The 21,718-nt window shown below is 66.1% G+C and carries 21 protein-coding genes; 12 read left to right on the top strand and 9 right to left on the bottom strand.

The window, feature by feature from the left end; translation table 11 throughout:
* Window positions 1–73: 73 nt before the first annotated feature.
* From BLW48_RS20720 to BLW48_RS20705, 5 genes are all read right to left on the bottom strand, one after another.
* Window positions 74–2,194, bottom strand: a complete 2,121-nt coding sequence (locus BLW48_RS20720) for an SdrD B-like domain-containing protein (protein WP_177142372.1) — start codon at window positions 2,192–2,194, stop codon at window positions 74–76.
* Window positions 2,191–3,018: a COG1470 family protein gene (locus BLW48_RS35430; RefSeq protein ID WP_177142371.1), complete on the bottom strand. Its 828-nt coding sequence runs from the start codon at window positions 3,016–3,018 to the stop codon at window positions 2,191–2,193. Before BLW48_RS35430 ends, BLW48_RS20720 begins: the two co-directional genes overlap by 4 nt.
* A complete protein-coding gene (locus BLW48_RS20715; RefSeq protein WP_093177234.1) occupies window positions 3,015–3,479 on the bottom strand; it encodes a hypothetical protein in 465 nt (154 codons plus the stop codon). The genes BLW48_RS35430 and BLW48_RS20715 overlap by 4 nt, the downstream gene beginning before the upstream one ends.
* The gene (locus BLW48_RS20710; RefSeq protein WP_143047759.1) at window positions 3,476–4,108 is read right to left on the bottom strand and encodes a hypothetical protein; all 633 of its coding nucleotides are present in this window, start codon (window positions 4,106–4,108) and stop codon (window positions 3,476–3,478) included. The genes BLW48_RS20715 and BLW48_RS20710 overlap by 4 nt, the downstream gene beginning before the upstream one ends.
* 68 nt (window positions 4,109–4,176) lie before the next feature.
* Window positions 4,177–4,809 (bottom strand): hypothetical protein, encoded by a 633-nt coding sequence (locus BLW48_RS20705; protein ID WP_093177231.1) that lies wholly within the window; start codon window positions 4,807–4,809, stop codon window positions 4,177–4,179.
* A gap of 316 nt (window positions 4,810–5,125) precedes the next feature.
* Here BLW48_RS20705 and BLW48_RS20700 point away from each other — a divergent pair, with 316 nt between their 5' ends.
* From BLW48_RS20700 to BLW48_RS20670, 7 genes are all read left to right on the top strand, one after another.
* The gene (locus BLW48_RS20700) at window positions 5,126–5,713 is read left to right on the top strand and encodes an NAD(P)H-dependent oxidoreductase (protein ID WP_093059844.1); all 588 of its coding nucleotides are present in this window, start codon (window positions 5,126–5,128) and stop codon (window positions 5,711–5,713) included.
* Complete coding sequence (locus BLW48_RS20695) at window positions 5,710–6,984, top strand: amidohydrolase family protein (RefSeq protein ID WP_093177230.1); 1,275 nt, start codon at window positions 5,710–5,712, stop codon at window positions 6,982–6,984. Before BLW48_RS20700 ends, BLW48_RS20695 begins: the two co-directional genes overlap by 4 nt.
* Before the next feature lie 24 nt (window positions 6,985–7,008).
* Window positions 7,009–7,872, top strand: coding sequence for a creatininase family protein (locus BLW48_RS20690; protein WP_093059840.1), 864 nt, complete (start codon window positions 7,009–7,011; stop codon window positions 7,870–7,872).
* An 87-nt stretch (window positions 7,873–7,959) separates the two neighbouring features.
* Window positions 7,960–8,943 (top strand): ABC transporter substrate-binding protein, encoded by a 984-nt coding sequence (locus BLW48_RS20685; RefSeq protein WP_093059838.1) that lies wholly within the window; start codon window positions 7,960–7,962, stop codon window positions 8,941–8,943.
* Between the two features lie 16 nt (window positions 8,944–8,959).
* Window positions 8,960–9,790 carry an ABC transporter ATP-binding protein gene (locus BLW48_RS20680; RefSeq protein ID WP_093177228.1) on the top strand — a complete coding sequence of 277 codons (831 nt, stop codon included), beginning with the start codon at window positions 8,960–8,962 and terminating at the stop codon, window positions 9,788–9,790.
* Entirely contained in the window at window positions 9,787–10,599 is an 813-nt protein-coding gene (locus BLW48_RS20675) for an ABC transporter permease (protein WP_177142370.1), read from the top strand. Before BLW48_RS20680 ends, BLW48_RS20675 begins: the two co-directional genes overlap by 4 nt.
* A 9-nt stretch (window positions 10,600–10,608) precedes the next feature.
* Entirely contained in the window at window positions 10,609–11,991 is a 1,383-nt protein-coding gene (locus BLW48_RS20670; protein WP_093177226.1) for an FAD-binding oxidoreductase, read from the top strand.
* Window positions 11,992–11,994: 3 nt separating this feature from the next.
* Here BLW48_RS20670 and lnt read toward each other — a convergent pair whose 3' ends face one another.
* The 4 genes from lnt to BLW48_RS20650 all read right to left on the bottom strand — a co-directional run bounded on the left by lnt (window position 11,995) and on the right by BLW48_RS20650 (window position 15,848).
* Window positions 11,995–13,560, bottom strand: coding sequence for an apolipoprotein N-acyltransferase (lnt, locus tag BLW48_RS20665; protein WP_093177225.1), 1,566 nt, complete (start codon window positions 13,558–13,560; stop codon window positions 11,995–11,997).
* Window positions 13,560–14,438, bottom strand: a complete 879-nt coding sequence (locus BLW48_RS20660) for an HlyC/CorC family transporter (RefSeq protein ID WP_007836122.1) — start codon at window positions 14,436–14,438, stop codon at window positions 13,560–13,562. The genes lnt and BLW48_RS20660 overlap by 1 nt, the downstream gene beginning before the upstream one ends.
* Window positions 14,439–14,537: 99 nt before the next feature.
* Window positions 14,538–15,266 carry a GNAT family N-acetyltransferase gene (locus BLW48_RS20655; protein ID WP_093059830.1) on the bottom strand — a complete coding sequence of 243 codons (729 nt, stop codon included), beginning with the start codon at window positions 15,264–15,266 and terminating at the stop codon, window positions 14,538–14,540.
* A gap of 108 nt (window positions 15,267–15,374) precedes the next feature.
* Window positions 15,375–15,848, bottom strand: coding sequence for an Lrp/AsnC family transcriptional regulator (locus tag BLW48_RS20650; protein ID WP_093059828.1), 474 nt, complete (start codon window positions 15,846–15,848; stop codon window positions 15,375–15,377).
* Between the two features lie 144 nt (window positions 15,849–15,992).
* Between BLW48_RS20650 and hppD the strand changes: the two genes are divergently transcribed.
* From hppD to BLW48_RS20625, 5 genes are all read left to right on the top strand, one after another.
* Window positions 15,993–17,120: a 4-hydroxyphenylpyruvate dioxygenase gene (gene hppD, locus BLW48_RS20645; protein WP_093177223.1), complete on the top strand. Its 1,128-nt coding sequence runs from the start codon at window positions 15,993–15,995 to the stop codon at window positions 17,118–17,120.
* Window positions 17,121–17,152: 32 nt separating this feature from the next.
* Window positions 17,153–17,956 carry a transporter substrate-binding domain-containing protein gene (locus BLW48_RS20640; RefSeq protein WP_093059824.1) on the top strand — a complete coding sequence of 268 codons (804 nt, stop codon included), beginning with the start codon at window positions 17,153–17,155 and terminating at the stop codon, window positions 17,954–17,956.
* A gap of 15 nt (window positions 17,957–17,971) precedes the next feature.
* The gene (gene phhA, locus BLW48_RS20635) at window positions 17,972–18,844 is read left to right on the top strand and encodes a phenylalanine 4-monooxygenase (protein ID WP_093177222.1); all 873 of its coding nucleotides are present in this window, start codon (window positions 17,972–17,974) and stop codon (window positions 18,842–18,844) included.
* A gap of 128 nt (window positions 18,845–18,972) precedes the next feature.
* Window positions 18,973–20,667 carry an AMP-binding protein gene (locus BLW48_RS20630; protein ID WP_093177220.1) on the top strand — a complete coding sequence of 565 codons (1,695 nt, stop codon included), beginning with the start codon at window positions 18,973–18,975 and terminating at the stop codon, window positions 20,665–20,667.
* Window positions 20,668–21,600, top strand: a complete 933-nt coding sequence (locus tag BLW48_RS20625; protein ID WP_093177219.1) for an MBL fold metallo-hydrolase — start codon at window positions 20,668–20,670, stop codon at window positions 21,598–21,600.
* Window positions 21,601–21,718: the final 118 nt, after the last annotated feature.

Genomic DNA, 21,718 nt, shown 5'->3' with positions numbered 1-21,718 from the left:
CTGCATGGGCGGCACCCGACTTCCGGATATCGGCGACAACGGCGGGAAGTTTAGGCTGCTGGCGCTTTTTTGTTTAGCGGTCCTTCTGGACCCCGAAGTCGGACACGGCGGTGCCGCGCACACGGATGTCGACGCGCTGGGTGGACGAGCCCGGGCTGCTGCTCCAGGGCAGTGGCAGGGTGTCCTGGACCACCTCAACCTCGTGGCTGCCGCCAGCCACCGACGGGAAGCTGTAGAAGCCCTGCGCGTCGGTCTGGGTCACGTAGCGGCGGTCGATGCGCACGGTGACGCCGCCGACCCCGCCCTCGCTGGCTTCGCGCCGGCCGTTGTTGTTCTGGTCGAAGAACACATGGCCTTCGAGCCGGCCGTCGCCCATGCCCGGCGCGCCGCCAATGGGCGCGCTGGCCGAGCCAGCACGGCCTTCGTAGCGCAGCACCAGCATGAACGAGCGGGTGGAAGGCACGATCAGCGTCGGCTGCAGCGTGGCGGTCGTGAGGGCCGACACCACGGTGGGGTCGAGCGCCTCCTGCCCACGCGAAGCTGTGAGTTGTGTGATGAACGACCAGCCGCTGCCCAGCGGCCAAGCCAGCCGCGCATTGGCGCTGAGAAAGCGCGAGCTGTTGCCGCCGATGCCGTTGCTGCCGCGCAGGCTCAGGTCGAGTCGGGCTCCAGCCACGAGCGGTGTCGTGCCGAGCACGCCCCAGTACACGGTGCGCTGGCTGCTGCCCGAGCGGTCCGATTGCTCGATGGCCAGCGAGGTCGAGAGCGTCTGTGCCTCGCCTACGCGCCAGGCGTGGTCGAGGCCGGTGCGCAGCACGCGCAGGTCGACGCCGTGGGCCGCGTCTGTGCGCCATTGGGTGTAGCCCCAGTCGGACTGGTGCTCCCACGTCACCTGGGCCGATTGCGCGGCATAGCTGCCGCTGCGCACGGCCACGTTGCCCGAGACCGCGTCGCGCGAATCGAAGCGGTAGCGGCCGAACACGTTGGCATAGAGCGAGCGGCGTTGCGGGCCGCTCACGCTGTCGCTCAGCTCGACGTTGCCGCCCAGCTGCCACTGGCGGGTGGAAATGTCGCCGCGCCACGAGGCGCCGCGCAGGTTGTTGGGCAGCGTGTCCGAGCCCCAGCGCAGCGAAGGCTGGAAATAGAACACTGAAGCGTTCTGCTGCAGCCAGTCGGTGCGCCACGCCGCGTCGAGCCAACCGCCGGTGGCCGAGTCGGAGGGCGCTTGCGAGGTCGCGTCCGATGGCTGCCCCGCGCTGTGCACGAGGTTGGCCTGCACGCGCATGCCACCGACGCGGTCGCCGATGCTGCCAGTGCCGCTGCCGAGCGCATCGGCCCAGGGCGCGAGGCCCTGCCACGAGACGGCGCCCCACAGCGTGCGGGTGTCGCGCGCGTAGCCGGTCAGGCCGTTGGTATTGACGTTGCGCGCCTCGACGAACTGCACCGCGGCGTCGGTGCGGCCCAGCGCCAGCGGGCCGTCGCCGCCGGCGATCTGCGTCTGCGCGCCCACGCTGGCGGCCGTGCCGCGGCCGGCCGAGAAGCCCTCGAAGGCCAGTCCGTCGAAGTAGCCGAGCCGCCCGGCCGAGGCATTGAGCTGCGTGCGGCCCGGCTGCTCGACGCTCACCGACACGCCTTCGATCGGCAGGCTGGGCAGGAACACCCGGCCGACGCCCCGCGCGAGCGGCGTGCTGGCCATGTTGATGTTGCCGATGGCGCTGTTGCCGAACCAGCCACCGTTGAAGGGCATCGCGCGCTGGTCGATGCGCCAGGTGCTGTTGTTGCTCGCGGTGAAGGGCACGACGCTGTAGGGCGAGCCGCTGCTGCCGAACACGCCGTAGCCGTACACCGGGGCAGGGTTGCGGTTCAGGTTGAGGTTGGCGGAGAAGGCGCCGTAGTTGGGCGTGTCGAGAAAACCGGAGAAGTTCAGCGTCTGGCTCTGCGTCTTGATGGCGCTGCTGCTCTGCCGACTGGACTGCAGCTCGGCGCTCCAGCCGCGCGGCCAACCGGTGCTGACCTCTTCAATCTGCGGGGCCTCGGGCACCACAGCGCCCTCTTCGAGCACGCGGTCCACATACGCGGCGGCGGCCGGCGGGGCGCCTGCTGATGCCGGCTCCTGGGCCCACGCGCCGGCACCGGCCAAGGCCGTGCCTGCGCTGCAGAGTCCGAGCGCGGTTCGCAGGGCCCGCTTCTTCATTGAGCGAAGCGTTCGTTGACTTTGGTGGAGCCGCTCTTGCCCCACTCGAGCGAGCCGGTCACGGTGACCGGAAAGCGCACCGCAACAGTCGCATCCGTGTCGCCGGGCTTGGTCGCCGTAAGCGCGATGTCGCGCGTCTCGCCCGGCATGATCGGGGTGGTGGCGGGCTGGAACTCGAGCCGCGCGCCGCTGGCGTCGGTGCCATTCAGGAAGCCCGCGAGCCGGCCGTGCGCCGTACCGGTATTGCGGATGCGCAGCACCGGCAGGTTCTGGCCGTTCACCGTCTTCACGGTGGCGCCGGCGATGTCGAGCACGGGCTGGACGTCGCCGATCGCCACGTAGGCGATGACGCCGATGCGTGCGGCCATTGCCACCGGGGTGCCTGGCGCGGTGGTGCGCTCCTTGCCCTCGATCAGCACGGCGAAGCGGCATTCCATTGGTGGCGTGTCGGGTGGCGGCGTCACCTCGAAGCGGTAGCGGTAGGGCTTGCCGGCGGCGATGCTGAGTTCGCGGCGCTCGATGGCCACCCAGGGCCGGCAGCTGCCCGGCACCAGCTCGTCGCTGAAATCGACCGAGCCGTCGGGCTTGAGCGTCCAGTCGGCGGTCTTGAATGTGTATTCGCCCTGGCGTGCGTCCGAGTGGGTGAGTTCGATCACGTCGCGCACGCGCTCGCCGGGCTTGCCGGTCAGTTCCATGCGCGGGGGCGAGACGGCCAGCGCGAACTGGGCCTGTGCGCCGGTGCCCGCGAGGGCCGCCCATGCGGGGATTGCCACCAGCGCCAGTGCGCGCAGAAGGCGGGAAGAAAGTCTGATCGCGCGCGTCATGGCGTCATCTCGATCTCGAAGTTGAATTGCAGCGACTGGGCGCGCTCGAGCGCGCGGCCGTCGGCTGTGAGGTTCAGCAGGATGGTTTCCTGCAGGAAGGGTTCGCGCACCACGCCCTCGAAGACCAGCACGCGGTCGCCGCCGCGCATGGAGCCGGGAAGCAGCCGGCCCTGGGTGCGCCAGGTGGCGACCAGACGTTCGTTCTCGGTCGGGGCCAGCAGCATGTAGATGCGGGCCTGGCGCATCACCCACTGCGACAGGTTCAGGCGCAGCGCCACGGAGACCTGTCCCTCGATGGTGTTGTCCGCGACGCGGCCTGGCACGGGCTGGCGCCAGCGCATCGGCGTGACCGCCTGGCCGACCACGGTGCCGGTGTCGTCCACACGGTAGGTGGCGGCGTTCGCCTGCACGGCGAGCAGGGCCAGCAGGGCGGCGGCGAGCGCGCGGCAGGCGTTTTTCATGGCGCCGTCAGCGTGTAGGTGGCCGTGCCGGTGAAGGTGCCGGCCGGCATGATGCCCGGATTGGTGTAGGTGAACAGCAGGCAGCTTTCCGACCAGGTGTTCTTGGCGACGGAGACCAGCGTGAGCAGGGTGCTGCTGAACGAGCCACTCGGGATCTCCGAGTCGAACTGGCCGGTGCCGGTGCCGGTCCACGCAATGCTGCTGAATGGAATGGTGGCGCTGCCGCTGGACAGGGTCGCCGGTGTGCTCACGGTGAGCGTGGCGCTGTTGTTGGAAGAGCCGGTGGTGCGGAAGAAGCTGCCGATGTAGACCTTCCCCACTGGAGTGCAATAGGCCGCGCCGTCGATCGGGCTGACGGTGACGGTGCTGTCGGTCTGCATCGTCTGCGCGGCACCGGTGAACAGCGCCGCCGCGGGCACGGTCACGGTCACGTTGTTTCGCGTCGTGTTGTTGCCTGCGGAATTGGGATTGGCCTGAGCCATGTTGCCGACACCGACCTGCAGGTACAGCGAGCGCGATGCGGAAGCGATACCCACCGTGTAGGCGTGCGCGGGCACCTGCACGCCGAGGGCGGCCGCAAGGCACGCCACGAGGCGGAGCTGTTCGAAGGAGGGGCGACGCGATCTCAAGTGGTTTCTCCCGCGGCGGAAAAAAAGGCGGCGCCAGGCCGCCTTCTTCCCGTTGCGATGACGAAGGGTCAGGGCGAGGTGAGCGTGTAGGTCACGACACCGTTGTTGGCCACCGTGGCACCGTACGTACCGGGCGCGTACACGCCGGTGTTGTCGTACGCGAAGGTCCACTTGCTTTCCTGGCGCACCACCGTGTTCACGGCGGTGAAGGCCGTGGCGGTCGGGCCCGCGCCGGTTGTGGCGCTGAAGGCCGGGTGGGTGATGGCGGCGTTGGTGAAGCCCGCGGTCGTGCCTGCGGTGAGCGGAGCCGCCGTCACGGTGATGGCGCTCCAGGGAATGGTGTTGGTGCCGTTGCTCAGTTGGCCGGTCACGCCGGAGTTGAGCGACAGGTTGCCGGCGTTGCCCAGCACGCGGACCGTGACTGCGCCCCCGGTCAGGTCACCGCCCGCGCCGGCGATGGCGCCACCCGCGCCGACCGATGCGCCCGGCACCGTGAAGGTCAGACCGTCGACCGTGCTGACGGTGCTGAAGTTGGTACCGGTACCGACCTGCAGATACATCACGCGAGGAATCGTCACCGTGAAGTTGAGGCGCGCCGTGGCACTGAGCGCGCCCGAAGCCGCGCTCGTGAAATTGGACTCTGCTTGCGCAGCGAAAGGAATGGCGCCCGCGATGGCTGCAACCAGGAGTAGTTTTTTCAAGATGAGCTCTCGGTGAATCGATTGGGTTGATGAAGAGGATAAATGAGGTCCAAAGTTCACAACTTCGGAAGTGTGAATTTTAGTTAACAATTAGAGGAAAGGGTGTGAGAGTGTTACGTAAAGCGTAGAGGTCGCTCGTAGCTCGTTGCGTTTTTGCGGACTTCCGTGACTTTTGTTACGAAATTCGGTCGAGCCAGGGCGAGCCTTCTAACCGCCGCGTCGCTCCGTAACCACGCCTCCCCAAACCGGTGCACCCGCACTGGCACGTCGCTTGCATAACCTGACCACTTGCTCTGATTAAGCGGTCAAACACACCATGCGCGTGCTCGTCGTCTACTGCCATCCGGTCGAAACCAGCTTCCACGCCGCCCTGCACCAGGAGGTGCTGAAGAACCTGCGCGCCGCCGGGCACGAGGTGGACGACTGCGACCTTTACGCCGAGGGCTTCAACCCGGTGCTGTCGCGAGAGGAGCGGCTGGGCTACCACGACGTGCCGGCCAACCAGCTGCCGCTGAAGCCCTATGTGGAGCGGCTGCAGTGGGCCGAGGGCATCGTTTTCTGCTTTCCGACCTGGTGCTTCGGCCTGCCGGCGATGCTCAAGGGCTACTTCGACCGGCTCTTCATGCCGGGCGTGGCCTTCGACATCAGCGACCCGGCGAACGTGAAGCCGATGCTCACGCACATCAAGCGCATCAGCGCCGTCGTTACCTACGGCCGGCCGCGCTGGATGGCGATCTACATGGGCGATCCGCCGCGCAAGATCGTCACGCGATACATGAAGCGGCTGACCGGGCAGCGCGCGAAGGTGGACTACCACGCCCACTACCACATGAACATCGCGACCGAGCCCCAGCTCAAGCGCTTCATGGCGCGCGTGGGGCAAGCCATGGCGCGTTTCGCATGAACGCGCCCTCGCTCCTCGACAACGTGCGGCTGCCGCGCTGGCTGCTGCCCACGGGCTGGCCGCAGCGCGACGGCGTTCCCATGCTGGCGCGCATTGCGATCGAAGCCGGCCGCGTGCAATCGGTGCAGCCCGCCACGTCCGCAGCGCCGTCGTCACCGTCAGCCTGGAACCTTGCCGGCACGCTGGCCCTGCCCGGCTTCGTCGACGCCCACACCCATCTCGACAAGGCTTTCACCCTGCCGCGCATGAAACAGGTGCAGCCCGGCCTGCTCGGCGCCATCGACGCGATGCTGAGCGACCGCGTGCACTGGACGCCCGACGACGTGCGCGAGCGCGCCGCGCGCGGGCTGCAGTGGGCATGGGAGTGCGGCACCACGCACGTGCGCACGCACGTCGACTGGTGGGAGCCCGACTCGGTGCCGATGGCCTGGCCCGTGATGGCCGAACTGGCGCAGGAATGGGCCGGCAGGGTGCGGCTCGAACAGGTGAGCCTCATCAAGCTGCCGCTGTTCGAAGACGCGGCGCAGGCGATGCGCCTCGCAAAGCAGGTGAAGGCCACAGGGCCGCATGCGTTGCTCGGCGGCTTCGTTCACTCCACCAACTGGAGCGAGAACGCGCTGCGCAACCTGCTGGTGTCGGCGCAGGCCTGCGATCTCGACATCGATCTGCATGTCGACGAAGAACTCAACGCCTCGGCGGTCGGCCTGCAGACCACGGCGCGCATCCTGCGCGAGATCGGCTACGAAGGCCGCGTGGTCTGCGGACACATCTGCGCTCTCGCTGCCCAGCCCGAGGCGCAGGCCTTCGCCACGCTCGACGCGGTGGCGCGTGCGCCGATCACGGTCGTCTCGCTGCCCGCCACCAATCTGCTGCTGCAGGACGCCGTTACCGGCCGCACGCCGCGCCAGCGCGGCATCACGCTGGTGAAGGAAGCCCGCGAGCGCGGCATTCCGCTGCTGTTTGCCAGCGACAACGTGCAAGACCCCTTCTGCCGGCTCGGCAGCTTCGACCCTGTCGAAGCGCTGGGCACGGCCGCGCTGGTGGCACAGCTCGACGAGCCCTTCGACACCTGGTCGCAGGCGCTGTGCCGCAGCGACTGGCTGCAGCGCGCCCCCGCGCCCGCCACGCCCGCGCTGGTGGGCCGCGCCGCCGACCTGGTGCTGTTCACGCAGGCCGACCGCCATGGCTGGCCTTCGCGCACCGCCACCCGCGTGGTGCTGCGCGATGGCCGCGTGACGCACGGCGACGCAACGCCCTTCCTTCCCCGGTAACGAACGAACGCACAAGGATTCCCCATGCTCCACGGCTACATCCCGCCCCACCGCTTCCTGCCCTATCTGAGCTGGACTGAAATCGCCGCGCTGCCCGACCGCGAGAACACCGTCATCGTGCTGCCCTGCGGTGCCATCGAGCAGCACGGGCCGCACCTGCCGTGCTCGGTCGACAGCGTGATCTGCTCGGGCGTGATGGGCAAGGCACTGGAGAAGCTGCCCGCCGAGGTGCGCGCCTTCGCGCTGCCGACCATCACGTATGGCAAGTCGGAAGAGCACCTGCACTTCCCCGGCACCATGACGCTCACAGGCACCACGCTGCTGTCGACGGTGATCGAGATCGGCGAATCGGTGTACCGCTCGGGCTTTCGCAAGCTGCTGTTCGCCAACGGCCACGGCGGGCAGCCGCAGGTGCTGGAAATGGCGGCGCGCGAACTGCGCCTGCGCCACGGCGACTTCGTGATCGTGCCGCATGGCGTGTCGCGCCTGCCAAGTGCGGCGAGCAAACAGGTGAGCGAGCAGGAGAAAAAGCTCGCGATGCACGCCGGCCATTCCGAAACCGCGCTGATGCTCGCGCTCGCGCCCGACACGGTGCACATGGAGCGCGCGGTCGCCAACTTTCCGCCGCCCTTCCCGATCAAGCTGCTGTCGGCCGACGGCCGCCCGGCCTGCGCATGGACCGCGCGCGACTTCGGCCCCAGCGGCGTGATCGGCGACCCGACCACCGCCACGCGCGAACAGGGCGAAGCCATTCTCGACACGCTCTCCGACAGCTGGGTGCAGGCGCTGACCGAGCTGTACGCGCTGCGCTGGGTCGTGCGCGAAGAGGCCACCTGGGAGCGCGGCCATCAGCAGGGCTTCATCCAGCAGAGCTTCCAACCGGCCTGAGGTGGGCCTGAGCCCGCTTCTTGCAACGACCCCTTCGCTTTCTCGCTTCTTCTTCCTTCAACTCCCTGCCCTCTAGAGGTTTCCACCATGCGCTCCTTCGCACTGTCCCTGGCCGGCGCCGCCGCCATCGCCTTCCTCGCCGCCGCGCCCGCGCAGGCCGAGGACAAATTCACCTACATGACCAACTGGTACGCGCAGGCCGAGCACGGCGGCTTCTACCAGGCAGTGGCGCAGGGCATCTACAAGAAGTACGGCCTCGACGTGACCATCAAGATGGGCGGCCCGCAGGTCAACATCACGCAGATGATGGCCGCCGGCCAGGCCGACTGCATCATGGGTTCGAGCGACATCCAGATGATGCAGGTGCGCGAAGGCGGCGTGCCGGTGGTCAACGTGGCGGCCTTCTTCCAGAAAGATCCGCAGGTGCTGATCGCCCACGACGACGTGAAGAAATTCGAAGACCTGAAGGGCAAGACGCTGCTGATCGGCGCGCAGGCCCAGCGCGGCTACTGGCCGTGGCTGAAGGCCAAGTTCGGCTTCACCGACGAACAGACGCGGCCCTACACCTTCAACATCCAGCCCTTCGTGGCGGACAAGAACACCGCGCAGCAGGGCTACCTGACCTCCGAGCCCTACGCCATCCAGAAGGCAGGCGTGAAGAGCACGGTGCTGATGTTCAGCGACCACGGCTTCCCCGCGTACGCGACCACCGTGTCGTGCATGGATAAAACGGTGAAGGAGCGCAGCAAGCAGGTCGCCGCGTTCGTGAAGGCCTCGGCCGAGGGCTGGAAGAGCTACCTCGCCGACCCGGCGCCCGCCAACGCGCTCATCAAGAAAGACAACCCCAACATGACCGACGATCAGCTGGCCTACAGCGTGGCCAAGCTCAAGGAGATGGGCATGGTCACCGGCGGAGACGCGGCCAAGCTCGGCATCGGCGTGATGACGGATGCGCGCTCCAAGGCGAGCTACGACTTCCTCGTGACCGCGAAGCTGCTCGACCCGGCCAAGGTCGAACTGGCGAAGACCTACACGACCGAGTTCGTGAAAGACGCCAAGGTCCTGCCCTGACGAGCCTCAGCCTTTCATGAATCGCATCGAACCTCACACCCTCGCGCCGCCAACGGCGCCTGCCATGCCCGCGGTGGAAGTGCTCTCGGCCGAGAAGACGTATCCCAACGGCACGCAGGCGCTGCTGCCGGTGGACCTGTCGATCGCCGAGGGCGAATTCGTCACGCTGCTGGGCCCCTCGGGCTGCGGCAAGAGCACGCTGCTGAAGATGGTGGCGGGCATGCTCGAACCCAGCGACGGCCGGCTGCTGGTGTGGCGCAGGCCCGTGGCGCAGCTTCACGATTGCCCGCACAAGCTTTCGTTCGTGTTCCAGTCGCCCACGCTGATGCCGTGGGCCAGCGTGCGGACCAACGTGCGCCTGCCGCTTGACCTGGCCGGCGTGCCGCGCAAGGAGGCCGATGCGCGGGTGATGGAATCGCTTGCGCTGGTGGGGCTCGAGAAGTTTGCCGATGCGCTGCCGCGTGCGCTCTCGGGCGGCATGCAGATGCGCGTGTCGATTGCGCGCGGCCTCGTCACGCAGCCCGACCTGCTGTTGATGGACGAGCCCTTCGGTGCACTCGACGAAATCACGCGCCACAAGCTCGATGCCGATCTGCTGGAGCTGTGGCGCAAGAAGAAGCTCACGGTGATCTTCGTGACGCACTCGATTCACGAGGCGGTGTTTTTGTCGAGCCGCGTGGTGATGATGGCCGCGCGGCCGGGCCGCGTGGTGGAAGAGTTCCGCATCGACGAACCCTATCCGCGCAGCGCCGACTTCATGGTGACGCCCGAGTTCGCGCGCTACGCCAAGCGGCTGCAGGACAGCCTGCTGCGCGCCAGCAGCACCGACGAGGAGATCTCGCGATGACGAAAGTGAAAGCCACGCCCCTGCTGAACCAGCCGCGCGTGCAGCGCGTGCTTTACCCAGTGCTGATCGGCGTGGTGCTGGTCGCGCTGTGGCAATGGATGGTGGTGGCGATGGAGCTGCCGCCTTACCTCGTGCCCTCGCCCTACCTGATGATGCAGACGCTGGTGACCGACTGGGCGCCGCTGGGCAATGCGCTGCTGGTCACACTGAAGATCACGGTGCTGTCGTTCCTGCTGGCCACCGTGGCGGGGGTGCTGATCTCGTTCCTGTTCGTGCAGAGCAAGCGCATCGAGACCGCGCTCTTTCCGTACGCGGTGCTGCTGCAGGTGACGCCCATCGTGGCGGTGGCGCCGCTGATCATCATCTGGGTGAAGAACCCGGTGGCCGCCATGACGGTGTGCGCGGCGCTGGTGGCGCTGTTCCCGATCATCAGCAACACCACGCTCGGCCTGCGCAGCATCGACCCCGATCTGCAGAGCTACTTCAAGCTGAACCGCGCGACGCGCTGGCAGCAGCTGGTGCGGCTGCGCATTCCGAGCGCACTGCCGTACTTCTTCGGCGGGCTGCGCATTTCAAGCGGCCTTGCGCTGATCGGCGCGGTGGTAGCGGAGTTCGTGGCCGGCACAGGTGGCTCGGGCGCGGGGCTCGCGTACCAGATCTTGCAGGCGGGCTTCCAGCTGAACATTCCGCGCATGTTCGCGGCCCTGCTGCTCATTTCTCTGACCGGTGTCGCGCTCTTCGTGCTGATGGCCTGGCTGACCAAGCTGGCGCTGGGCTCGTGGCATGCGAGCGAACTTTCCCAGGATTGAACCTTGACCATGAATGCTCCTACCCTCACGCTCGACAGCGCCATCGAGCAGTTGCTGCTCGAACTGCCCGATCTCGACTGGATCACCGATGAAAGCCGCGTCACGCGGCTCTCGCAAGACTTCTCCTGGTTCAGCCCCGTCCTCACGCGCCAGCTGAAAGACAAACGCGCCGACGTGGTCGTGCGCCCGCGCACCGAGGAAGAGATTCGCGCGGTGGTCGGTGCCTGTGCGCGCCGCTGCGTGCCGATCACCATCCGCGGAAGCGGCACCGGCAACTACGGCCAGACCACGCCGCTGGCCGGCGGCGTGGTGCTCGACATGACGGGCTACAACACCTGCCTGTGGGTGCGGCCCGGCGTGGCGCGGGCGCAGGCCGGCATCCGCCTGGGCGAGCTGGAGAAGCAGACGAAGCCCACGGGGCAGGAGATGCGCTGCGTGCCCTCGACTTACCGCAGTGCGACGCTGGGCGGCCTGTTCGGCGGCGGCTTCGGCGGCGTGGGCTCGATCAACTATGGGCCGCTGGGTGCGCCTGGCAATGTGCTCGGCATTCGCGCGATGACCATCGAGGCCGAGCCGCAGGTGGTCGAGCTGCGCGGCGCCGAGGCGATGCGCATGCACCACCTGTGGGGCACCAACGGCCTCGTGCTGGAGCTGGAGATCGCACTGGCGCCCGCGCATCCATGGCTCGAAACGCTGGTGACTTTCGACGACTTCGAGAACGCGCTGAACTTCGCGGACAAGCTCGCGCACGCGCCGGGCATCATCAAGCGCGGCATCTCCTTCTTCGCAGCGCCGATCTCCGACCACCTCGCGCAGCTGGCCGCGCACCTGCCGAAGGGCTGCCACACGGTGCTGTCGCTGGTGGCCGAGTCGAGCGAGCCGGCAATGATGCTGCTGGTGGAGGCGCACGGCGGCACCGTGAGCTACCGCAAGACGGCGGACGAGGTGCAGAAGAGCAACCGCACGCTGATGGAGTTCACCTGGAACCACACGACGCTGCACGCGCTGAAGGTCGACCCGACGCTGACCTACCTGCAGAGCGGGTTCATTCCCGGCAGGCACGTCGAACAGGTCATCGAGATGGAGAAGCTGCTAGGCGGCGAGGTGATGATGCACATCGAGTTCCTGCGCAACGTGGCGGGGCTCATGACCTGCAGCGGGCTGCAGCTGGTGCGCTTCAGCACTGAAGAGCGGTTGAACGAGATCATCGATATCCACCGCGCGCATCAGGTGCACATCAACAACCCGCACGTGAACATCGTGGAAGACGGCAAGGCCGGCGGGCCGTTGCCGCCCGAAGTCATCGCGGTGAAGAAGCGCTTCGACCCGATGGGCCTGCTGAACCCGGGCAAGCTGCGCGACTGGCCGGTGAAGGCTGCGCCCGCCGCCTGAGATTCAGCGCCGGCGGCGGCCTTGCACGAAGGCTGCTGCCACGATGGCCATCGCCAATATCCACAGCGGCCAGAGGCCGAATGGCGCCACCCAGCGCGCATAGGGCGTGAGCCCGCGCCGGCCTTCGACGCTCGCTTCGAGCACGCCGCGCGTGAGGCGCGGCAGCTCGTGTGTCACGCGACCTTCGGCATCGATCACAACGGTCGCACCGGTATTGGTGGAGCGCACCATCGGCCGCGCGAACTCGAGGGCGCGCATGCGCGAGATCGACAGGTGCTCGTCGATGGCGACCGAATCGCCGAACCACGCGATGTTGCTCACGTTGAGCAGGATGGTGGGCGCAGTGACCTCGTCGCGGAAGTTCGCGCCGATCTCGTCGCCGAACAAGTCTTCGTAGCAGATGTTCGGCGCGATGCGCTGGCCCTGCCAGACGAAAGGCGCCTGCGCGAGCCCGCCGAGTTCGAAGTCGCCGAGCGGGATGTTCATCATCTGGATGAACCAGCGAAAGCCCAGCGGAATGAACTCGCCGAAAGGCACAAGGTGGTGCTTGCTGTACGTGTAGGGCTGCGCCGCGCCGGGCTGGAAGCCGAGCACCGAGTTGCTGTAGCTGCCTTGCCCGCCCATCGGCAGGCCGACGATGGCGGCTTGCGTGCCCTGGCTGTAGCGCGCCTGGATCGCATCGAGGTAGCCGGCCGGCAACTGCTGCGGCAGCAGCGGCAAGGCGGTTTCGGGCGTCACGACGAGCGAGGCCTTGGCATCGCGCAACTGTTCGCCGTACCAGCGCAGCGCAGTTTCGATGCCGCCGCCGGGGATGAATTTCTCGTCTTGCGGGATGTTGCCCTGCAGGAGCGCGACCTGGAGCTTGCCGGTCGAACCCTTGGCGCCTTGCACGTCGCCATTCAATGGTGGCACTAAGTGCGGCACCGCGAACACCAGCGCGATCAGCACCAGCCCCTGCGCAAGCTCCAGGCCGCGAACGGGTCGATGCAGCGCGACCAGCGTAACGACCAGCGCAGCCGCGGCACCAATGCCGTAGACACCGACCCACGGCGCGAGCGCGGCCAGCGGACCTTCGACATGCGCATAGCCGCCAGCGCCCCACGGAAAGCCCGTGAACCAGCTGCCGCGCACAAGCTCGGCCAACGTCCACAGCGCAGCGAAGACGAGCGCGCCCGTTACCCGCCCCTTCGGACCGCACACCACGAACCAGGCAGCAGCCACGGCGTAGTACAGCCCGAGCGCTGCGGCCAGCGCCAGCACGGCGATGGCCGCGAGCGGCGCCGGCAGCCCGCCGTAGGTGTGCATCGAAATGAAGAGCCACCAGAAGCTGCCGGTGAGCCAGGCGGTGGAGAACAGCCAGCCATGCAGGCCGGCCCGACGCCAGCCCGCGCCCTGCGCCCGCAGGCCGTCAAGCAGCCACACGAACGCACCGAGCGACAGCAGCTGCAGCCACCACAGCGGCTTGCCGCCCACAGGCGAAGCCATCGAAAGCGCCTGCGCGAGCCCGGCGACACCGAAGCCGAGCAGGCGGAACAGGTTGGCGGAAGAGGAAGCCGGCGCGCCGCGCATCAGTCGGCCGCGTCGCCGCCGCGGGCCGGGGACACCTTGAACCAGCGCACCGCGCCGCCCTTGGTGTGCAGCACCACGAAGTCGAAGCCGCCGATCGCATGGTGCTCGCCGCGCTTGGGCACGTGGCCCATCTCGTGCGCGATCAGGCCGCCGATGGTGTCGAAGTCTTCGCTGAGCTGTTCTTCGTCGAAGACGATGCCGAAGGCCTCGGCCACGCGCTCGATGGGCGTGTCGCCCGAAACACGGTAGGTGTGGTCGGCAAGGCCGAAGATGTCGCCCTCGTCTTCCGCAATGTCGAACTCGTCTTCGATCTCGCCGACGATCTGCTCGAGCACGTCCTCGATGGTGATGAGCCCGGCCACGCGGCCGAACTCGTCGATGACGATGGCCAAGTGGTTGCGGTTGCCGCGGAACTCGCGCAGCAGGTCGTTCAGGCCCTTGCTCTCGGGCACGAAGGTGGCCGGGCGCAGCAGCGCGCGGATGTTCAGGCCCGGCGCGCGCTGCAGCTTGAGCAGGTCTTTCGCCAGCAGGATGCCGATGATGTTTTCTTTTTCGCCCTCGTACACCGGGAAGCGCGAGTGCGCGGTGTCGATGATGAGGTGCAGCAGTGCATCGAACGGCGCGTCGATGTTCACCAGGTCCATGCGCGGCGCGGCGACCATGACGTCGCCGGCGGTCATGTCGGCCATGCGCAGCACGCCTTCGAGCATCACGCGCGACTCTGCGCCGATCACCTCGTTGTCCTCGGCGTCCGCCAGGGTTTCGATCAGCTCGTCGCGCGAGTCGGGACCGGGGTGGATGAATTCGGCGAGCTTCTGGAGAAAGCCGCGCTTGTCTTCCCGTTCAACGGGAGCGCGTTCAGGGTGAGGGTCGGCCACTGCGGGAGGGCTTAGTTGAGGAGGGACAAGGATACCGGATTGCGTGTGACACGCTCTACCCCACGGCCGGCATAAGCCGGTTGGAGGCGCCGCGTTCCCTCAGGGAGCCGATTTTTTTCGGGCGTCGCGCATGCCGCTGCGCACTTCCTGCAGGCTGGCCAGGAAGGCCCAGAACTGCTTGGCGCGGCTCTTGAGCGCGAAGTCGACCGCGGCGTAATGCTCCAGGGCGATTTCGCTCATGCGGCTGTCGAAGGTGGCGCTGGGCAGCTCCAGGTGAGCTTCGGCTTCGGAGCCGCTGCGCACCACGGTGGCGCCGGCGTTGCGGGCGATCTTCAGCATGGCGGCGTTTTCGCTCAGCGCATGGATGAAGAGCATGCCCACGCCTTCGTTGCGGGCCACGACCACGGCGCGCTCGAACAGGCGGGCGCCGTAGCCCCGGCCGCGAGCGTGCGCCGAAACCGACACGCCGAATTCGGCGCAGTCGCTGTGCTCATCGCCGGGCGCGAAGGCCAGGTGCGCCATCGCGATCAGGTCGAGGCGGCGGTTGTAGATGCCGAAGAGCTCGTCGCGCTCGAAATCGAGGCTGTCGACGTAGCGCTGGACCTGTTCGTCGGCCGCGGCGTAGCCGAAACGCAGGTAGCGGTCATGCGGGGTGAGTTCGAGCAGGTGGCGGGCGATGCGCTCCCGTTCGCGCGGGCCGATCGAGCGGATCGGCACCATGACGGGTTGAGGCGCGCTGACGGCGCGTGGTTGCGCTTCAACCATCGGCGCTTTCAGGAAAGAGCCGAGGCCGAGAGACGCTTTGAGAAGGGTCTTGGCGGTAAGCATGGCTCAAATGTAAGGGTTTTCCCTTAAACAACAAGTCTACAGGGTCAATCGCGGGACACATTCGTGAACCAGTACCGAGGGACGTGGCGCTCACGCAACCAGATGTAGCTAAACCGGAACAGCTGTTGTGGCTTTGACACGGTCCAGCACGAAGCTGGTCTTGCAATCTTCCACGCTGGGGTGCTTGAGCAGGGTGTCCATGATGAAGCGGCTGTAGTGGGCCATGTCGGCCACCACGACGCGCAGCAGGTAGTCCATGTCGCCGGTGAGCGCGGCGCACTCAACCACCTCCGGCCAGGTCTGCACGCTGGCGCGGAACAGGTCCATCGGGTTGCGCTTGTGAGTCTCGGTGTGCTTTTCGAGCCGCACGTTGAGGTAGGCGGTCAGCCCCAGGCCGATGGCTTCGGGCTGGACCAGGGCCACGTAGCGGTCGATCACGCGGTGTTCTTCCAGGCGCTTGACCCGCCGCAGCACGGCGCTGGGCGACAGGCTCACCTGCTCCGCGATCTGGTCGTAGGTTGCGCGCCCGTCTGCTTGCAGCGTGCGCAAAATCATCCTATCAATCTTGTCCAGAGCTTCCATTTCAGCATTTTTGCAGTTTTACTGCGCAAGAGCCACCATGAGCGCCCGGAAACGCAGAAAACCTGAGAGGCATCCACCCTACATTGCATGACCGGCCGATTTAGCGCCTTATTCATTCAATTTCCACCCCACCGGAGACCGCACATGAGCCAAGCCGACGCACCCGCCTTCACGCCCTGGGAGAACCCCATGGGCACCGACGGCTTCGAATTCATCGAGTACGCGGCACCCGATCCGGTCGCCATGGGCAAGGTGTTCGAACGCATGGGCTTCAAGGCCGTGGCCAAGCACCGCCACAAGAACGTGCTGCTGTACCGCCAGGGCACGATCAACTTCATCCTGAACGCGGAGCCCGATTCCTTCGCGCAGAAGTTCGCTCGCGAGCACGGCCCGAGCGTGTGCGCCATCGCCTTCCGCGTGCAGGATGCCAAGCAAGCCTACGAACGCGCCACGGCACTCGGCGCATGGGGTTTTGCCGACAAGGCCGGTCCCGGCGAACTGAACATTCCCGCCATCAAGGGCATCGGCGACAGCCTGATCTACCTGGTGGACCGCTGGCCCGGCAAGAACGGCGCGAAGCCCGGCGACATCGGCAACATCGGCTTCTACGACGTCGACTTCGAGGCGTTGCCAGGCGTTGCGCCGGAACAGGCGCTTTCGCCATTCGGCAACGGCCTGACCTACATCGACCACCTGACGCACAACGTGTATCGCGGCCGCATGAACGTCTGGGCCGGCTTCTACGAGAAGCTCTTCAACTTCCGCGAGATCAAATACTTCGACATCGAAGGCCAGGTGACGGGCGTGAAGAGCAAGGCCATGACCAGCCCCTGCGGCAAGATCCGCATCCCGATCAACGAAGAGGGCAAGGAACAGGCTGGCCAGATCCAGGAGTATCTGGACATGTACCGAGGCGAAGGCATCCAACACATCGCGATGGGCTCGGATGACCTCTACGGCACGGTCGACGCGCTGCGCACCAACGGCGTGACGCTGCTCGACACCATCGACACGTACTACGAGCTGGTCGACAAGCGCATCCCCGGCCACGGCGAGAGCGTGGAAGAGCTGCAAAAGCGCAAGATTCTGATCGACGGCAAGAAGGACGCGCTGCTGCTGCAGATCTTCAGCGAGAACCAACTGGGCCCGATCTTCTTCGAGTTCATCCAGCGCAAGGGCGACGACGGCTTCGGCAACGGCAACTTCAAGGCGCTGTTCGAAAGCATCGAGCTCGACCAGATGCGCCGCGGCGTGCTGAGCGCCGCAAAATAAGGGCCCCTTCCCTTATTGCTTCTGGAGCCCGCATGCGCAGCTTTACGTCTTCAATCGGTTTGACCTTCATCGCGGCAGCTGCCGCCGTTCTTTCGGGTTGTGCCATGGCACCGGCGGCCGCGCCGGTGGCCGGCTCGCACCTCGATGCGGTGCAGAAGGCCGCGGTGCTGCGCATCTGCACGCCGGGCGATTACAAGCCCTTCAGCTTCCAGAAGACGGACGGCGCCTTCGAGGGCATCGACGTCGACCTGATGACTGGCTTCAGCGCCAGCCTCGGCGCGAAGCCCGAGTGGGTCAAGACCACCTGGGCCAACCTGCTGCCCGACCTGAGCGCCGGCAAGTGCGACATCGCCGTGGGCGGCGTGTCGGTCACCACCGACAGGCAGAAGCGCGCCTTCTTCAGCGCCCCCTACATGGTCAACGGCAAGACGCCCATTGCGCGCTGCGCCGACGTGTCCAAGTACCAGAGCGTGGCCGCCATCGACAAGCCGTCGGTGCGCGTCATCTTCAACCCGGGCGGCAGCAACGAACGCTTCGCCCGGACCAATTTCAAGCAGGCCAAGCTCACGCTGCACGGCGAAAACGTGACGATCTTCGACGAGATCCTCGCCAACCGTGCGGACGTCTTCGTGACCGAAGCGGCCGAGGCCATCACGCAGCAAAAGCTCAAGCCGGGCCTGTGCGCGATCAACCCCGACAAGCCGCTGCAGTACGGCGAAATGGCCTGGATGCTGCCGCGAGACGACGTGGCCTTCAAGTCGTATGTCGACCAATGGCTGCACCTACAGCAAGCCGGCGGCGACTTCCAGCGCACGATGGACCGCTGGCTCAAGTAACTCAAGACCGATCTCATGGAAACCCCTGCCGCTGTTGTCACCCCTGCCGTCTACGGCGCCTCGGACCGCCCGCCCCGCGGCGACTACTCGCGCGGCGGCGCGGTGCTGGCCGACTACACCTGCCCGCAGGACTGGGCCAGCTATACGGAAGCCGATCACGACACGTACCGCCGGCTCTATGAGCGCCAGGCAGCGCAGTTGCCGGGGCTGGCCTGCGACGCCTTCATCAAGGCACTGCCTTCGCTCGGCGTGAAGGACCGCATCCCGCGCTTCGAGGAACTCAACGAACGGCTGCACCGCGCAACGGGCTGGGAGATCGTGGCGGTGCCGGGGCTGATTCCGGAGCTGCCGTTCTTCACGCTGCTCGCGAACCGCAAGTTTCCGGTGACCGACTGGATCCGCAAGCCCGAAGAGTTCGACTACATCGTCGAGCCCGACGTGTTCCATGACCTGTTCGGCCACGTGCCGATGCTGTTCGACCCGACCTTCGCCGACTACGTGCAGCGCTACGGCGCAGGCGGCATCAAGGCGCACGAACTGGGCGCTGGCGAGAAGCTCGCGCGGCTCTACTGGTACACGGTGGAGTTCGGGCTGATCCGCCAGCCAGACGGCCTGCGCGCTTACGGCGCCGGCATCCTGAGCTCGGTGGGCGAACTGAAGCACGCGGTGCTCAGCGACGAGCCGCGCCGGCTGCCGCTGGATCTGCTGCGCACCATGCGCACGCGCTACAAGATCGACACCTACCAGGCCAACTACTTCGTGATCGACAGCTTTGCGCAGCTGTTCGACTTCACGGCACCCGACTTCACGCCGTTGTACGAGTCACTGAAGGTCGCATCCGATATCGAAGCCGGGGTGCTGCTACCGGGCGAATCGGGCAAGGCCTGAATTCCTGAAGGGTTGTGAGTCGCGCCGCGCAGCTATCGCGCGCGCGACAGCACACACCCGCCCCCTAGGACAAGCCCGCTGGCGGCGGAGGCGCACTGCCTCCCACAATCCGCGCCAAAGGAGCTTGCATGCAGACAACATCCGCGCAACAAAACTATCCGGCCGGCGTACCGCACGAGATTCATCCCGAGCAGTACCGGTCGTTGCCTCACATGTTCGACGAGGCCTTCGGTCGTTATGCCGATCGACCGTTCTCGGTCTGCATGGAGCGCTGGATGTCCTACGGGGAGCTCGACACGCTGTCGAAGGCAATGGGCGCCTGGCTTCAGTCGCGCGGGCTCGAGCCTGGGGCGCGCGTGGCGATCATGCTGCCCAACATTCCGCAGTTCGCGGTCACCATGTGCGGAGTGCTTCGTGCGGGCTACACCTGCGTCAACGTCAATCCGCTGTACACGGCGCGGGAGCTGGAGCACCAGCTGAAGGACTCCGGGGCAACGGCCATCGTCATCCTCGAGAACTTCGCGGCAACGCTTGAAAAGGTGATCGAGCGTACGCCCGTGAAGCACGTGGTCATGACGTCGATGGGCGACCTGCTGGGTGGGTTGTACGGCGCGTGGATCACTGTGGCGGTGCGCCATCTGGCGAAGCTCGTGCCGGCTTACAAGTTGCCGTTGAGCGATGGGCGCACGGTGACGCCCTTCACCCAGGCCATTTCCGAAGGACGCGGCCGCACGCTGGGGCCCGATCAGAGCACGCTCGATTCGATCGCATTCCTGCAGTACACGGGCGGCACGACCGGCTTGTCGAAGGGCGCGGTGCTGACCCATCGCAACATCGTCGCCGCAACGCTGCAGGCCGAGGCCTGGTTCACGCCGGCGCTGTCGCGCGCCGGCGATCTAGCGAAGGTCAACAGCATCGCAGCGCTGCCGCTGTATCACATCTTCGCGCTGACGCTGTGCCTGCTGGTGATCCGCCAGGGCTCGCACATGACGCTGATCCCGAACCCGCGGGACTTCAACAAGTTCATCGCCGTGCTGAAGAAGCGGCCGTTCCACATGCTGCCAGCGGTGAACACGCTGTTCAATGCGCTGCTGATGCATCCCGAGTTCAAGTCAATCGATTTCTCGACGCTGTTCGTTTCGCAGGCGGGCGGCATGGCGGCCTCGGAAGGTACGGCGCGCAAGTGGTTCGAGGCCACCGGCTGTCCGATGATCGAAGGCTGGGGCATGAGTGAGACCTGCGCGATCGGGACGAACAATCCGGTATCGAACACCAAGTTCACCGGGACGATTGGGCTACCGTTGCCCAGCATTGAGATCGCGATCAAGGACGATGACGGAAATTCGCTGCCGATTGGCCAGTCTGGCGAGCTCTGCATCAAGGGGCCGAACGTGATGACGGGCTACTACAACCAGCCCGCCGAGACCGCTGCGGCCTTCACTGCAGACGGCTTCATGCGCACCGGAGATATCGCCGTGATGCAGGAAGACGGCTACAGCCGCATCGTCGACCGCAAGAAAGACATGATTCTGGTGAGCGGTTTCAACGTGTTCCCGAACGAGCTCGAGAACGTGATTTCGTTGTGCCCTGGCGTTGTGGAGTGCGCGGCGGTGGGTGTGCCTGATGAGAAGCAGGGCGAGGCCATCAAGGTCTTCGTGGTCCGCAGGGATCCGACGCTGACCGAAGATGCCGTGCTCCAGTACTGTCACTCGCAGCTCACGGGCTACAAGCGGCCGAAGCACATCGAGTTCCGGGAATCGCTGCCGAAAACCAACGTGGGGAAGATCCTGCGCCGTGAGCTTCGCACCGCTGCAGTCGCCTGAATGAGTCATTCGTCGGCGAGCGCCGGGCTGCCAGCGAATGTCATTGTGTTCGAGCGAGGATGGTTGTCTTCGAACAATGTTCTGTTCGTGGGCGATGAAGAGACGGCTGTGGTCGATACGGGGTATGCGACGCATGCCGATCAGACCTTGGCCTTGGTCGAATCAGTACTGAAGGAGCGGCCGCTTGATCGCATCCTGAATACGCATCTCCATAGCGACCATTGCGGGGGGAACGCGGCGCTGCAGGCACGCTATCCGTTGGCTCGCACGGACATTCCGCCAGGCGAGGCTGCACTGGTGAAGCGTTGGGATCAACGCGGGTTGAGTTTCCTGGCTACGGGGCAGACGTGTCCACGATTTGGCTTTACGGGGTTGCTGCAGCCTGGGACGGAATGCGTGCTCGGGGACAGGCCGTGGCAGGTGCATGCCGCACCGGGCCACGATCCTCATTCGGTCATTCTGTTCGACGCGGAATCACGGACGCTGATTTCAGCGGATGCCTTGTGGGAGAACGGATTTGGCATTGCGTTTCCCGAGCTGGCCGGCGAACCGTCGTTCGCAGATGTGGGCGCTACGCTGGATCTGATCGGGGAACTCGCACCGAAGCAGGTGATTCCGGGGCATGGCGCTGTTTTCGATGACGTCGATAAGGCTTTGTCCATCGCGCGTCGGAGGCTCGATGGCTTGCAGCGCGATCCCGTGAAACACGCACGGCACGCCATCAAGGTGTTGATGAAGTTCAAGCTGCTGGAGGTGCAATCGATCTCTGCCGCGGATTGGAATACCTGGTTGCGGAGTACCGCTTATCTCGAAGCCATTCGATCACGCTTTTTCGGCGCTGTCGATTTAGATCAATTGACTAAGGAGATCTTGGCGGAATTGGTTGCCGCAGGCGCAGCTGAGATGAGCACTTCAGGTATTCGCAATACCTAGTTCGCTTCCTGATTGCGTCCTCCAAAGCAAAAACCCCCAGTCATTTCTGACTGGGGGTTTCTGGGCTGTAAGAGCCTGACGATGACCTACTTTCACACGGGAACCCGCACTATCATCG

Source organism: Variovorax sp. YR266, assembly GCF_900107295.1.
Lineage (GTDB): Bacteria > Pseudomonadota > Gammaproteobacteria > Burkholderiales > Burkholderiaceae_C > Variovorax.
Note: the sequence above shows the minus strand (reverse complement) of the source record. Positions and strands in the feature narration are given on the sequence as shown.